Origin of the sequence: uncultured Roseibium sp., assembly GCF_947494555.1 — a bacterium.
Taxonomy (GTDB): domain Bacteria; phylum Pseudomonadota; class Alphaproteobacteria; order Rhizobiales; family Stappiaceae; genus Roseibium.
The window spans coordinates 1,422,643-1,435,680 of the sequence record NZ_CANLVF010000001.1 but is presented as its reverse complement, the minus strand read 5'-3'; the positions used below and the strand labels follow the sequence as shown (position 1 = coordinate 1,435,680).

The following is a 13,038-nucleotide window of genomic DNA, read 5'->3' as shown; positions in this document are numbered from 1 at the left end:
GCCGAAACAGATTGCCTCGCGCGGTGTTCGCTTACTCCGCCGCCTCTGCGGGTCCGTAGCCAAGCTGCTCATTCAACTTGCTGATCAATCCGACGGCAGCTTCGGCAATCACTGTTCCAGGTGGAAATATCGCTGACGCTCCGGACTGATAGAGTGCTTCGTAGTCCTGAGGCGGCACAACCCCGCCGACAACGATCATGATGTCTTCCCGTCCCTCGCCGGCAAGCGCTTCTTTCAACGCAGGAACAAGGGTGAGATGCCCGGCGGCAAGCGACGAAACGCCGACAACATGCACATCGTTCTCGACGGCTTGCCGAGCCGCTTCTTCCGGTGTTTGAAACAATGGGCCAATATCAACGTCGAAGCCAAGATCAGCGAATGCGGATGCGATGACCTTCTGTCCGCGGTCATGGCCGTCCTGACCCATTTTGGCGACCAGAATTCGCGGGCGGCGTCCGTCATTTTCCTCAAACGTTTCAACCAGCTTCAGAACCTTGTCCATGGTTCCAGACATAGAGCCCGCCTCCCGCTTGTAGACCCCGGCGATCGACTTGATTTCCGCCTTGTGCCGGTCGAATACCTTCTCCATTGCCAGCGAGATCTCGCCGACTGTCGCCATCGCCCGCGCGGCCTTCACGGAAAGATCCAGAAGGTTCCCCTCTCCGCTTTCACAGCATCTGGTCAAAGCGTCAAGCGCGGCCTGCGTTTCGGTCTCGTCGCGCTCCTGCCTCAACCGCTTCAGTTTGTCGATCTGCGCGGACCGGACCTGCGCGTTGTCAACTTTAAGAACGTCAATCGCGGCTTCGCTCTCCGGCTTGAACTTGTTGACGCCGACCACGGTTTGAGAACCGCTGTCGATACGGGCCTGTGTCTTGGCAGCCGCCTCTTCGATCCGTAGTTTCGGAATACCCTTTTCAATCGCCTTGGCCATACCGCCGAGTTCTTCGACTTCACGAATATGCGTCATCGCTTTTTCGGCAAGGTCGCTCGTCAGCTTTTCGACATAGTAGGACCCGCCCCAGGGGTCGATCACTTCGGTCGTGCCGCTCTCCTGCTGCAGGAAAAGCTGTGTGTTGCGCGCGATCCGCGCCGAAAAATCCGTCGGTAAGGCCAGCGCTTCATCAAGGGCATTGGTGTGCAACGACTGGGTATGCCCCTGTGTCGCCGCCATTGCTTCGACGCACGTGCGGATCACGTTGTTGAAGACGTCTTGCGCGGTCAATGACCAGCCGGAGGTCTGGGAATGCGTGCGCAACGAAAGCGACTTGGCATTTTTCGGCTGGAAATTCTCCTGCATGAGCGTGGCCCAGATCAGGCGCGCGGCGCGCAACTTGGCCACTTCCATGAAGAAATTCATGCCGATCGCCCAGAAGAATGAGAGCCGCGGCGCAAATCGGTCGATATCCATGCCTGCCCCGACACCGGCACGCGCATACTCAATGCCGTCGGCGATCGTGTAGGCAAGTTCCAGGTCCGCGGTCGCTCCAGCTTCCTGCATGTGGTAGCCGGAGATCGAGATCGAGTTGAACCGCGGCATATTCTGAGACGTGTATTTGAAAATATCGGAAATAATCCGCATCGAATGCTGCGGAGGATAAATATAGGTGTTCCGGACCATGAACTCCTTCAGAATGTCATTCTGAATGGTTCCCGACAGATCCTTCTGCGCAACACCCTGCTCCTCGGCAGCCACGATGTACAGCGCCAGAACCGGCAGCACCGCTCCGTTCATGGTCATCGACACACTCATTTTGTCGAGCGGGATGCCAGAGAAAAGCGTTCGCATGTCGTAAATGGAATCAATAGCAACGCCCGCCATACCGACGTCGCCTGCGACCCTTGGATGATCGCTGTCATAACCACGGTGCGTTGCCAGGTCGAACGCAACGGAAAGGCCCTTTTGCCCGGCGGCGAGGTTGCGACGGTAAAACGCGTTGGAATCTTCCGCGGTCGAGAAACCGGCATATTGGCGCACCGTCCAGGGCTGCTGGACGTACATGGTCGGATATGGGCCGCGCAGGAAAGGCGGCAGCCCAGGCCATGTGTCGAGGTGACGAAGCCCGTCCAGATCCCCGGCTCCGTAAACCGGCTTCACCTCGATATCCTCCGGTGTCAACCAGCTCTTCTCAGATCCAGGAACCGCATTCTTGAGACCGTTCTGGAAGGACTTGTTCGAATAATTCGGGATCCTTCTCATGACGGGACCTCCAATGCCTGATTATCGAAGTTCTCCGACCCCGCAAGGCGCGTGTGAGCATCTTTCAGAATTTCCAGAAGGTCACATCCCGCATAAACAAAAGCATCCACGCCATTGTCCTTCAGGTCGGCCTCACGCTCGCCCGGTCTTCCCGCCAGATAAAGATACTGTACACCCGCCGCTTTCAGCCTCGCCGCGGCATCTGTCGCATCGGACTCATAAACGCTGTCCGATGAAACGAGACAAGCGATCGTTGCAGCGCTTTCTTTGAATGCCTCCAGCAATGCATCGAATGTTGGATAAACGGCAGGTGCAACTGCATCGATGCCGCCGGCTGCAAATGCATTTGCTATCCAGGTCGCACGGGCGGTGTATTGAGCAAGACTGCCGAGCGTCGCCAGGAATACCAGAGGCGGCTTCGACGTCTTTTCCGCTACGTGTTCAGCGGCAGCCCTGAGTTGCTCGAAAGGTTCGGCAAGGCGCGCCGTGTCGAGTTCGCTCGAATCGGAATCAGGCAGTTTGACGATCGCCGAAAGCGCAAATCCCTTGAGGGCAACGTCTTTTACCGCAGCCGTCCATTCACCGGTGCCAGGCTCCGGAAGGCTGCTGCGGGGGGCGTCGGTCTTGGCCTTGGATGGCGTTTGTGATGTTGACATCACTGAGACAGGCTTTTCCGACAGGTTTGGAAATTCACTTACCCCGGTAATAGGCCGTTTTCGACGCGCAACATTTTTGTCGAGTTCATCCCGCGACGTCGCGATCTGCTTTTGAACCAGCCCTTGGTCGAGGGCGTCCGCCAATCCGCCCGCAGCCTCTATCGTCTGGAAGAATGACCAGGCAGCGCCGCACAGTTTTTCGGTTCTGTCTTCGATGGCACCGGAGCCCGCCGCGGGATCTTTCACACGTGCCAGATTGCTCTCTTCAAGCAAAATGGCCTGTGTATTGCGCGCCAAACGGCGCGCTAGTTGGTCAGGCAATCCCACCGCAAACGTATGTGGCAGCGCGCAAATGCTGTCTGCACCACCGATACCGGCAGCAAAAACGGCAACAGTGTTGCGCAGAAGATTGACCCAGGGATCACGACCGGTCAGCATTCTGAAGGAACTGCTCATGTGCAGTTTCGTCTGCGACTGCGGTAGGCCGGCGCCGTCCAGAACACAGGCCCAAAGCGCCCGCATTGCCCGCGCCTTTGCAATCGTGCCGAATTGATCCGCATCCGCCACCAGGGCAAGGCTCATCAGCCCCGACCACGTTTCAGGCTTCAACCCTGTGTCTTCCAGCATTCTAAGCTGGGCTGTCGCAGACGCAAGAACAAGTCCGAGTTCCTGCGCTGGCGTCGCGCCCGCATTATGCCAGGCTTGTCCGTCAGCGTTCAGTGTTCTCAGCGATACGCCCGATTTTTCAGTTGCGTGTAAGAGGTCCGCTGCCTGGCGGAGCGCCGATTGAAGTTCGAATGAACCTGGGGCGCGGCTTGCCAGCCAGGCAAAGGGATCGAATCCGGACGCGATTTCGACATCGGCGAGTGCAATTCCCCGTTGGTCCAGAAAGGCAAGGAGCAATGCAACTGCTTCAGGAGTTCCCGCCCCCGCATTCACGCGGATTTTGACAAGATCTAGCAGGACACCATCAAAAAGGGCTTCAAAATCCGCAAGATCCGACGCATGGATGCCGTGTCCATCTGATGTTCCTGCCCCGGCAAAGACCAGTTCGAAACCATCGGCCCCGCCTTGAAGATCCTCTATGATCTGGGCGTTCGCAGCCACCGGATCGGGAATTTCCACGCGCTGCATTAGTGTCCAGTTTTGCGCGCCTGTCCTTAATTCGCGAGCCGGTACGTCACTGCGGCGGGAATAGATCGGCGTAATTTCGAGGCCATCCTCCGTCGATCCGAAGAGCGTCTGTCTGGACCGCCCTTTCAGGGCCAGGTCGACAGATTCCCACCAGGCGTTTTCATCGACAGAATAAAAGCTATCAGGTCCGGTAAAACTGAGCGGCATTGCAATCGTCTCCCTTGGCCCCGTTTTAGTCCGGCCTTCTGGAGCTTGGCAACTCAGCATTAAGGGTAAGGTTCACGCGGATTTCAGGCCAACTTGAGGGAATCTATCACATTTTTTGAACAGGTGCGTCACACTCGTCGTCTTGTTGCCGGAATGCGAATAAATGCGCAAATTGTGCGCTTTATTTTCAACAACCCATAACGAGATACAGGCCGGATTGTAGATCTGGAGATGCAATTTGATGATATTTTGCCAAATTTTTGGCGCAATAAGCAAACTCTCCCTATTTTCCCTATTGGTACGATCATCAATTGTATTGTAGCGTAAAAGCGCTGACGCATGGGAATAAATACCTTAGATAACGTGCGCGGCGCTCGGCTGGGGCTTGTGCCATGATCGGTTCAGTCTAAGCCATTAACGAACCCATCATCAGCCGTAGGTGGTTGAAACCACCAGGCTGGCAAGCATGCGGTAATTTAGACCGCTAAGGATGTGCACAATGCTTGATCAGACAGAATTGAAAAGCAAACTGAGAGCAATTTCTGAAGCAAACGCGGCTCACCATGTCCTCGACATTTTGGAGTCGAACCTGCGGCGCATGGGGGCGACGCACATACTCATCACCGGCTTGCCGATGCCGAACCGTCCGATTGACAATCTGGTGCAGCGGTTCCGTTGGCCGGACCAGCGCAACGACGGCATTGAAAGCACTTCGCTGTCCGCAAACGACAGCGCTTTGATGCTCGGTCTTGGATCCAACCGTGCGCGGGTTTGGACGATTACAGCTGGCGATATGGAACACTCCGATCTCCTCGCTTCTGCCGGTGAAGGCAGCCAGATCGTTGTCGTACCCGTGACAGAGCTTTATCCGTTCCAGGCGTTCGTTTTCGCAAGCGGTCCATCACTTCAGGTGAACAAATACGATCTTGCGAACCTGGAAGTCCTTTCCGCAGCAGCCTTTTCTCGTCTTCGCGATCTTGGTGTCATCTCCGGTCAGCGTCCTGGCGCTCTTTCCAGCCGCGAGCGCAGGGTTCTTGAGCTGACGGCATACGGCAAAACGGCCGGTGAAATTGCCGACGTCCTCGACATTTCGCAACGCACGGTTCACGCCCATCTGCAAAACGCAAGCGTCAAGCTCAATGCATCCAACAAGACCCACACGGTCGTGGAAGCACTGCGCTACGGTCAGATCAGCGTTTAGTTTGAGCCGATCGCAGGCGCCACACCGCCGATATCGATCAGGAAACTAAAAAAGGCGCGCTGCAAGCGCGCCTTCTTCGTTTTTCCAGCCGGCTTCGAACCGTTCAATAGGTCATCATAGGCGTCAGTTCTTTTGCCTGATCGACCCACTTGGTCACCTGACTTTCGCTTGGCACCTGACGAACGAGGCTTTTTTCGTCATTCACTTCCTTCATCTTCGCGGCAAGGTTTGTCGCGTTGCGGTTTTTCAGCTCTTTGACGGTGTCGACACCGGCTGCTTCCAGAAGCTCCGAATACTCCTCACCGACACCGCTGATCCGCATAAGATCGGCCATATTGGCCCATTTCAAAATGCGTTTGGCTTCGATACCGGTTTCCTTTTCAAGCGCCTTGCGCCCCTTCGGATCCTTTGCCCGCTCCAGATAAGCTTCCGTTGTCGTAATGCCCGCTTCACCCAGTTTCGCAGCATAAGTCGGGCCAATGCCCTCGATTTCTTTGATCGAATATGACATGCGCAATGAACTCCCTCTGAGACCGATGGCAGAACCCTGGGGCAGCTAGACGACTTGGTTCAACCCCGGAATTTGTGAAATCACTTCCTCCACTACGTCGTCCCCTGCTTTTTCCTTAGCATAGGAAACCAGCTCTTTGACAACACTTTGCACGCCGCCCATGTCGAGCCCTGCACTGTTCAGTTCGCTGAGGGCACCCATCGCTCCCATACTGCCGCCCATCATGCTTCCCAAACCGCCGAGCAAACCACCGCCGGACCCGGCGCCCTCGCGCGCGGCGACAAGATCAGCGGCCCCCGGAAGGGCATCGAAAATCTGCTGCATCTTGTCTTCCGGTCCTTCGCGGTTCAGAAAGTCCAAAATGATGCCGACCGCATTGGTCGCAAGATCCTTGTCGATCCCGGCTGCCGCCATGATCCGATTAATGAGTTCTTCCATACCGTTCTCCAGGTAAGTCTGTTTGTGCTGCTTGTGTTCTCGGCTGCACCGCCGGTCATTCCTATACATGCTTTTCCGGAAATCCGTCGACACGACTTCACACCTCAAGCGCGCTTTTTTGCAGCAGCTTTGTTAGGTTCAGGGAAAGCCAGTGAGATTCGGGGGTATCCGTGACGGGAAAAGAAAGCATTTTTGTCGGCGCCAGCACCAAGAACGAAACGCTGGCGCTGAAACTTGCCAACCGGCACGGATTGATCGCAGGAGCGACCGGAACCGGCAAGACTGTTTCGTTGCAGATCCTCGCGGAGGGGTTTTCAAAGGCGGGTGTTCCTGTTTTCTGCGCCGACATCAAGGGCGACTTGTCCGGACTGGCCGCCGAAGGCGTGTCCAAGGACTTTCTTGAAAAACGGGCCCGGGAAGTCGGCATTGAACCGAGCTACGAATACAAGGAATTTCCAACCGTTTTCTGGGACCTTCTGGGAAAGCAGGGCCATCCGATCCGCACAACGGTTTCCGAGATCGGCCCGCTTCTTCTCTCGCGCCTGCTTGAGTTGAACGACACTCAGGAAGGTGTTCTGAACGTCCTGTTTGAGCTGGCCGACGATGAAGGGCTCTTGCTACTGGATCTCAAGGACCTGCGCGCAATGCTGGCCCACGTGGCCGAACGCGCATCTGAACTCTCAACGCTTTACGGAAATGTTTCCAAGGCGTCGATTGGCGCGATACAGCGCAGGCTGCTCGTATTGGAGCGCCAGGGCGGAGAGAATTTCTTCGGCGAACCTGCGCTCGACATCAGGGACTTCATCCGCACTGCGCAGGACGGCCGCGGGATCGTGAACATTCTGGCCGCCGACAAACTCATGTCCTCGCCCAGGCTATACGCCGTTTTTCTGCTTTGGCTTCTGTCGGAGCTGTTTGAGGAACTGCCCGAGGTCGGCGATCCGCAGAAGCCGAAACTGGTCTTCTTCTTCGACGAAGCGCATCTTCTCTTCAGCGGCGCGCCCAAAGCACTCATAGAGAAGGTGGAACAGGTTGTCAGGCTGATCCGGTCAAAAGGCGTCGGCGTCTATTTCGTAACCCAGAACCCACTAGACATTCCGGAGACGATCCTGGCGCAGCTCGGCAACCGCATCCAGCATGCATTGCGGGCCTTCACACCGCGAGACCAGAAGGCGGTCAGGGCTGCTGCGGAAACCTTTCGCCCAAATCCCGACCTGAACACGGAACGCGTCATAACCGAGCTCGGCGTCGGCGAGGCACTTGTTTCGACGCTGGAGGGCAAGGGGATCCCATCGGTCGTGCAACGAACCCTGATCCGGCCCCCCTGCTCCCGTCTCGGACCAATCACGCAGGCTGAGCGGCGCGCGCTCATCCAATCGAGCGCCATTTTCGGCCTCTACGAACGCGCCAAGGACAGAAAATCCGCTTACGAAATCCTTATGAACCGCGCAGAAGAGGAACAGCGCCAGGAACAGCGCAGCCGGGACCGGGAAGAAAAGCATGCCCGCAAACACGGTGAGCCACGGCGGTCCCGTTCGGGGTTTCAGCTTCCTGATTTCGGCCGCGACGACCGTCCGCGCAAAGAGAGCATGAAAAGACGCTCCAGTCGCAGAAGCCAGCGCGACAGCGTGCTGGAAGCTGGACTGAAGTCTGCAGCGAGAAGCCTGGGGACATCCCTCGGGCGCGCGTTGGTTCGCGGTTTGATGGGATCGTTGAAACGTGGAAACTGACGCTTATGGCCGACAATCGGGAGATCGAACGTAAGGCCCTGACTGCTGGTAAATGGGCTAATCTGTTCATGGCTTTCGCCGGCATCCTGACTGCATGGCTTTCGCGCTCCGATGCCATGCTGGTAGACGGGCTCTATTCGGCCGTCAACTTCGTATCCGCCATTGCAGCTTCACGCATCGGCGCCCGCGTTGGTTTGCCGCCTACGCGAAAACGGCCTTGGGGGCATGATTTCGATGAGGTGCTCTACGTCACCTTCCGCAGTCTGATCCTGATCGGTATCCTTATTTTTGCGGCAATAGTATCCGGAATCAAGATCTGGACCTTCTTCACTGGCGGTACGGTTCCTGAACTGGTGTTCGGGCCGATCGTTTTTTACTCGGTCACGATCGTTCTGATTTGTCTGGCCCTCGCTTTCAACTATTACCGCGCCTACAGAAATAGCGGGAAGCGGTCGCCTTTGTTGAAGACCGAAGCCAGAGCGGCAATGATGGATGGTGTGCTGAGTGTCGGTGCGGGCGCCGCCCTTTTGTCGCTTCCCTTTCTTGAGGGAACGCCCCTTGCACCCTATGTGCCGATCGGCGATGCGGTCATCGTGATCGTTCTAATCCTCGCCATTATCTGGCAACCGCTGGCGACGTTCAGAAAAACGCTTGCAGACCTTGCCGGGGTGAGCGCTCCAAAAGGCACGCATTCAAAGGCGGCGCGCGCAGCGCGGGATCTTGCCCTGGAAATGGGCTACCGTTTCCACAGGGCGGCGGTCCTTCAGGCAGGACGGATGCACTACGTGGCGATCTATGTCGATCCCGGCAAAGCTGTGCTGGCCGAGGAGATCGATGAGTTTCAATCGAAGCTCCTGGAGAAACTGGAGGCAACTATTGGGCCGACAAGAGTTGAGGTTATCGTCACCGCGCGCGGCGCGCTGCCTGCACCGCAGCCGCTCCTTCCGAAAAACAGCTAAATCCATTTGCGCTTCGCGCACGCTTGTGGCCTGTTAGGGCCTTCTGAAAGGCCGTGCATTCTTCGGCCAGCCATTCTGTTCCAAATTCAAGGATCCGTTATGAGTTCCATCGATAAGGTCTTGGCGCGCATCGAGACCAATTTCGAATCCAGCCTCGATCGACTGTTCGACCTTCTCAAAATCAAGAGTATCTCTACCGACCCTGAATACGCAGCACCGTGCCGCGAAGCTGCAGAATGGCTCGCGCGTGAACTGACATCAATCGGTATTGAGGCATCCGTGCGCGATACAGCCGGTCATCCAATGGTGGTCGGACACCGCACATCCGGCAAGTCGGGCCCGCACGTACTCTTTTACGGACACTACGATGTTCAGCCCGTCGACCCATTGAACCTTTGGGATCAGGATCCGTTTGAACCCAGCATCAAGACACGCGAGGACGGCAGCAAGATCATCGTTGCCCGCGGCGCATCGGACGACAAAGGTCAGCTGATGACATTCGTCGAGGCAGCACGTGCGTTTATTGAGGAGACCGGCGATCTGCCAATCGACGTGAGCATCCTGTTCGAAGGAGAAGAAGAATCCGGTTCACCGTCGCTTGGCCCGTTTCTGGATGCGCACAAGGACGAACTGTCCTGCGATCTTGCTCTCGTCTGCGACACGGGCATGTGGGACGCAGAGACGCCCGCAATCGCCGTCATGCTGCGTGGCATGGTCGGTGACGAAATCATCGTCAAGGCCGCAAGCCGCGATCTTCATTCCGGCATGTATGGCGGATCGGCGCAAAATCCCAACCACATCGTTGCCAGCATCATTGCGGGTCTGCATGACGAAAACGGCAAGGTGACCCTGCCTGGATTTTATGACGGCGTGATCGAATTGCCGGAAGACGTCAGCAGGATGTGGGATGGCCTCAATTTCTCCATCGAGGATTTTCTCGGCGAGGTTGGATTGAAGTATCCGCGCGGGGAAAACGACCGCAAGCCGCTGGAACACATCTGGTCGCGTCCAACTGTTGAAGTGAACGGTATGTGGGGCGGATATCAGGGTGCCGGATCGAAAACCGTCATACCATCCGAAGCTCATGCCAAATTCACGTTCCGGCTGGTCGGAGACCAGGATCCGGACAAGATCCAGCAATCCTTCCGTGACTATGTGCGCTCAAAGATACCGGCCGACTGCTCCGTCGACTTCATCGCAAAGGATGGCAGTCCGGCCCTCCGGCTAGACTTCCAGATGCCGGCCCTTGAAAAGGGCGAAACGGCTCTCAAAGACGAATGGGGCAAAGAAGCCGCTCTCGTCGGGATGGGTGGTTCCATTCCCATTGTCGGCAATTTCAAGCGTACATTGGGCATGGATACCCTGATGATCGGCTTCGGACTGGAAGACGACCAGATCCATTCCCCCAACGAGAAATACAATCTGACAAGCTTTCACAAAGGCATTCGTTCCTGGGCGCGTGTCCTCGACGAACTGGCAAAGAACTGACAGCAAGACCGCCGGCGACCGGCGATTGTGCCAATTGAAAACGAACGGGACAAAAAGATGAAATCCATTTGCGTCTTTTGCGGCTCCAGCTATGGATCTCGTGAAATCTACACGGAAGCGGCCCGCTCGACCGGCCGCGTCATTGCCGAAAACGGCTACCGTCTCGTCTATGGCGGTGCCAAGGTCGGCCTGATGGGCACAGTTGCCGACGCGGCTCTTGAAGCCGGCGGCGAAGTCGTCGGTGTATTGCCAAGATCACTTCAGGAAAAGGAAATCGGTCACGAAGGGCTCAACGAACTTCATCTCGTTGGCTCGATGCATGAACGAAAAGCGATGATGGCGGATCTGTCCGACGGTTTCATTGCCCTGCCGGGAGGCGTTGGAACTTTGGAGGAAATCTTCGAAGTCTGGACGTGGGGCCAGCTTGGTTATCACGAAAAACCGTGCGGATTCCTCAATGTCGCCGGCTACTACGATCAACTCATCGCCTTTTTGGATCATCAGACCGAAGAAGCCTTCACCAAGCCTGCAATGCGAAACATGATTCAGATCAGCGCGACCGCGCAGGACATGATCGATCAGTTTAAGACCTACACACCGCCAAGCACGCCGAAGTGGATAAAGAAAGACGAAACCTGAGGAGGTTCTAGGGCGTGCAGTGAAGCATGTCCCAACTTTCCACAGCACCGCCCCTCTGCAATTGCAAAATAATCCTGAGTTGCTAAACCCTTGTGAGAACTGCGTGCAAAGCGCAGCCCGCAATAACGATGTGTTTGGTCCATGCGCTGCCGATTCTTGAACGTTTTTTCAGTTTTATTTGCCCTTGCTGTTGCGTCCTGTTCGCCTACGGCTGACTTTGACGGCACCTCGGGCCGGCTTGTTCAGACGTCGAATGTCACGCTCGTCCAGATTACCGAAGACAATGTCGGTGGCATCACACCCGAGACACGGTACGGCTCCAAGTCAATCGAATCGGCCCTGCCCGGCTTTACCACCGAAGGCATTCAGACGGCGGTTGAAAACAAGACCGAGTGGGCGCTTGCAGCCTTCAATACCGATGGCTTTCAGGTTCTGCAGGTCTTCAAGGGGCAAAATGGCAAGGTGCGCTCGGTGCACGGCGTGACTCATCATCTGCAAGGGCCGAACGGCGAGCGGATCGGTATGACATTGGGCGACATCGGCACTGCCAAAGCCGATTGCCGTGCCGGCAAGAATCTCTGGCGCGGGATGGCCATCTGCAAATCGCGCGGACACCCGAACGTTGAACTGGTCTATGCGATCCCGGGTTACCAGGGACCATTCGACCGGCTGCCGCCGTCAAAGGAGCTGTTCGACGCCGAGTTGCAGCGCATTTTGTGGACGCCAAAAAGCTGACAAAACCGTCTGCCTGCAGGCCCCTCCCGGACGAATTGTAATCCACATCACAATCCGGAAGCGCGTTCCCCGCTAAGCTTTTCCACGCTAAGGCGAGGAAACGGTCATGATGAGGTATGGAGACAAACGTAAGCAACATATCCAGATGGTGTGTCCACCAGTGCGCACGCCGCTGCAAAAGACCGAAGAGCAGCAAGAAAAGGTCGGTGTAAAGCAAAGTTGACCTGACCGGAGTTGTTTGGCTTCCGTTCGGGATGGACAAATTACAACAGCACCCGATACTCGTTTTGCATTTCATCGAATCGGACAGGGCTGGGGTCCATCATTGAAAAAGGCATTCTTTTGCACGCTAGTAGGCCTCGCATCCCTTTTAGGCCCGGCAATTGATGTCTTTGCATCGCCACCTTCCCCGGAAACATCCAAAATCCTTTTCGTCGGGAACAGCCTGACGCTTGGCAATGATCTGCCTGGACTGGTGAAAAGCATTGCTGCCTCCAAAGGCGTGAGCATCGTCACGCGGACAACCGCCAAAGGAAGCGCACGCCTGGAACACCATGCCGAAAACCCGCAGGTAAAAACGCTCCTTGACGAAACCGCCTGGGATTTTGTGGTTCTGCAGGAGCACAGCCAGCTGCCGGCGCTTCGCGACGAAGACGTGGCCCAAAAGACGCTCCCATACGCACGCTGGCTTGCAGAACGCGCGCGCCTCATGTCGCCCGAAACCGAAGTCGTTTTTTACATGGCGATGGCGCACAGGGATGGTGACCAGTTCAACAAGAAGAATTTTTCGAAAGTCGGCACATATGCGGGAATGCAGCAAAGAAGCAACGACACCTATAACAAAATGGCACGGCAGAACGGGGCTTCGGTGGTCCCGGTCGGTGTCGTCTGGTCTCAGATGCGAACCAGCCATCCGGACGTAAACCTCTACATTGATGAGCGCCACCCGACCGTCGCAGGCAGCTATTTGGCCGCGTGCGTCTTTTTCACCACCTTGTTTTCGCAAGGCTGCGAGGGTGCCTATCAGCCCATGGCGCTCGCTGACGGCACGGGCCTCAAGATCCAAAACCTGTCGGATGACGTGTTGCTCCGCAATGCCGGCATCCAGTGACCTGACCACTCCCATTCCCCCAAATGGCACCG

Annotated in this window: 11 protein-coding genes; 7 read left to right on the top strand and 4 right to left on the bottom strand. The window is 56.4% G+C overall.

What is annotated here, in order from left to right; genetic code table 11:
- Nucleotides 1–31 precede the first annotated feature (31 nt).
- Both scpA and Q0915_RS06495 read right to left on the bottom strand, forming a co-directional pair.
- The gene (scpA, locus tag Q0915_RS06500) at nt 32–2,197 is read right to left on the bottom strand and encodes a methylmalonyl-CoA mutase (RefSeq protein ID WP_299480980.1); all 2,166 of its coding nucleotides are present in this window, start codon (nt 2,195–2,197) and stop codon (nt 32–34) included.
- Nucleotides 2,194–4,194 carry a methylmalonyl-CoA mutase family protein gene (locus tag Q0915_RS06495; RefSeq protein WP_299480977.1) on the bottom strand — a complete coding sequence of 667 codons (2,001 nt, stop codon included), beginning with the start codon at nt 4,192–4,194 and terminating at the stop codon, nt 2,194–2,196. The genes scpA and Q0915_RS06495 overlap by 4 nt, the downstream gene beginning before the upstream one ends.
- Nucleotides 4,195–4,693: 499 nt before the next feature.
- Between Q0915_RS06495 and Q0915_RS06490 the strand changes: the two genes are divergently transcribed.
- Nucleotides 4,694–5,395: a helix-turn-helix transcriptional regulator gene (locus Q0915_RS06490; RefSeq protein ID WP_299480974.1), complete on the top strand. Its 702-nt coding sequence runs from the start codon at nt 4,694–4,696 to the stop codon at nt 5,393–5,395.
- Nucleotides 5,396–5,498: 103 nt separating this feature from the next.
- On the opposite strand, the gene Q0915_RS06485 is transcribed toward Q0915_RS06490, so the two are convergent.
- Together Q0915_RS06485 and Q0915_RS06480 are read right to left on the bottom strand one after the other, a co-directional pair.
- A complete protein-coding gene (locus Q0915_RS06485; protein ID WP_299480971.1) occupies nt 5,499–5,906 on the bottom strand; it encodes a DUF4332 domain-containing protein in 408 nt (135 codons plus the stop codon).
- 45 nt (nt 5,907–5,951) lie between these two features.
- The gene (locus tag Q0915_RS06480) at nt 5,952–6,413 is read right to left on the bottom strand and encodes a DUF2780 domain-containing protein (protein ID WP_299480969.1); all 462 of its coding nucleotides are present in this window, start codon (nt 6,411–6,413) and stop codon (nt 5,952–5,954) included.
- Nucleotides 6,414–6,514: 101 nt separating this feature from the next.
- Here Q0915_RS06480 and Q0915_RS06475 point away from each other — a divergent pair, with 101 nt between their 5' ends.
- From Q0915_RS06475 to Q0915_RS06450, 6 genes are all read left to right on the top strand, one after another.
- Nucleotides 6,515–8,074 carry a helicase HerA-like domain-containing protein gene (locus Q0915_RS06475; RefSeq protein WP_299480967.1) on the top strand — a complete coding sequence of 520 codons (1,560 nt, stop codon included), beginning with the start codon at nt 6,515–6,517 and terminating at the stop codon, nt 8,072–8,074.
- 5 nt (nt 8,075–8,079) lie between these two features.
- Nucleotides 8,080–9,033 (top strand): cation transporter, encoded by a 954-nt coding sequence (locus tag Q0915_RS06470; RefSeq protein WP_299480964.1) that lies wholly within the window; start codon nt 8,080–8,082, stop codon nt 9,031–9,033.
- 99 nt (nt 9,034–9,132) lie between these two features.
- The gene (locus Q0915_RS06465; RefSeq protein WP_299480960.1) at nt 9,133–10,521 is read left to right on the top strand and encodes a dipeptidase; all 1,389 of its coding nucleotides are present in this window, start codon (nt 9,133–9,135) and stop codon (nt 10,519–10,521) included.
- 57 nt (nt 10,522–10,578) lie between these two features.
- Nucleotides 10,579–11,160 (top strand): TIGR00730 family Rossman fold protein, encoded by a 582-nt coding sequence (locus Q0915_RS06460; protein WP_299480957.1) that lies wholly within the window; start codon nt 10,579–10,581, stop codon nt 11,158–11,160.
- A gap of 156 nt (nt 11,161–11,316) precedes the next feature.
- Nucleotides 11,317–11,895: a DUF1131 family protein gene (locus Q0915_RS06455; protein WP_299480954.1), complete on the top strand. Its 579-nt coding sequence runs from the start codon at nt 11,317–11,319 to the stop codon at nt 11,893–11,895.
- 325 nt (nt 11,896–12,220) lie between these two features.
- Nucleotides 12,221–13,006, top strand: coding sequence for a DUF4886 domain-containing protein (locus Q0915_RS06450; RefSeq protein ID WP_299480951.1), 786 nt, complete (start codon nt 12,221–12,223; stop codon nt 13,004–13,006).
- Nucleotides 13,007–13,038 lie beyond the last annotated feature (32 nt).

What these genes read in the sequence shown, in the direction of transcription:
- Q0915_RS06485 (WP_299480971.1), bottom strand. Translation starts at nt 5,906, where the DNA reads ATGTCATATTCGATCAAAGAAATCGAGGGCATTGGCCCGACTTATGCT.
- Q0915_RS06470 (WP_299480964.1), top strand. Translation starts at nt 8,080, where the DNA reads ATGGCCGACAATCGGGAGATCGAACGTAAGGCCCTGACTGCTGGTAAA.
- scpA (WP_299480980.1), bottom strand. Translation starts at nt 2,197, where the DNA reads ATGAGAAGGATCCCGAATTATTCGAACAAGTCCTTCCAGAACGGTCTC.
- Q0915_RS06490 (WP_299480974.1), top strand. Translation starts at nt 4,694, where the DNA reads ATGCTTGATCAGACAGAATTGAAAAGCAAACTGAGAGCAATTTCTGAA.
- Q0915_RS06465 (WP_299480960.1), top strand. Translation starts at nt 9,133, where the DNA reads ATGAGTTCCATCGATAAGGTCTTGGCGCGCATCGAGACCAATTTCGAA.
- Q0915_RS06480 (WP_299480969.1), bottom strand. Translation starts at nt 6,413, where the DNA reads ATGTATAGGAATGACCGGCGGTGCAGCCGAGAACACAAGCAGCACAAA.
- Q0915_RS06460 (WP_299480957.1), top strand. Translation starts at nt 10,579, where the DNA reads ATGAAATCCATTTGCGTCTTTTGCGGCTCCAGCTATGGATCTCGTGAA.
- Q0915_RS06495 (WP_299480977.1), bottom strand. Translation starts at nt 4,194, where the DNA reads ATGCCGCTCAGTTTTACCGGACCTGATAGCTTTTATTCTGTCGATGAA.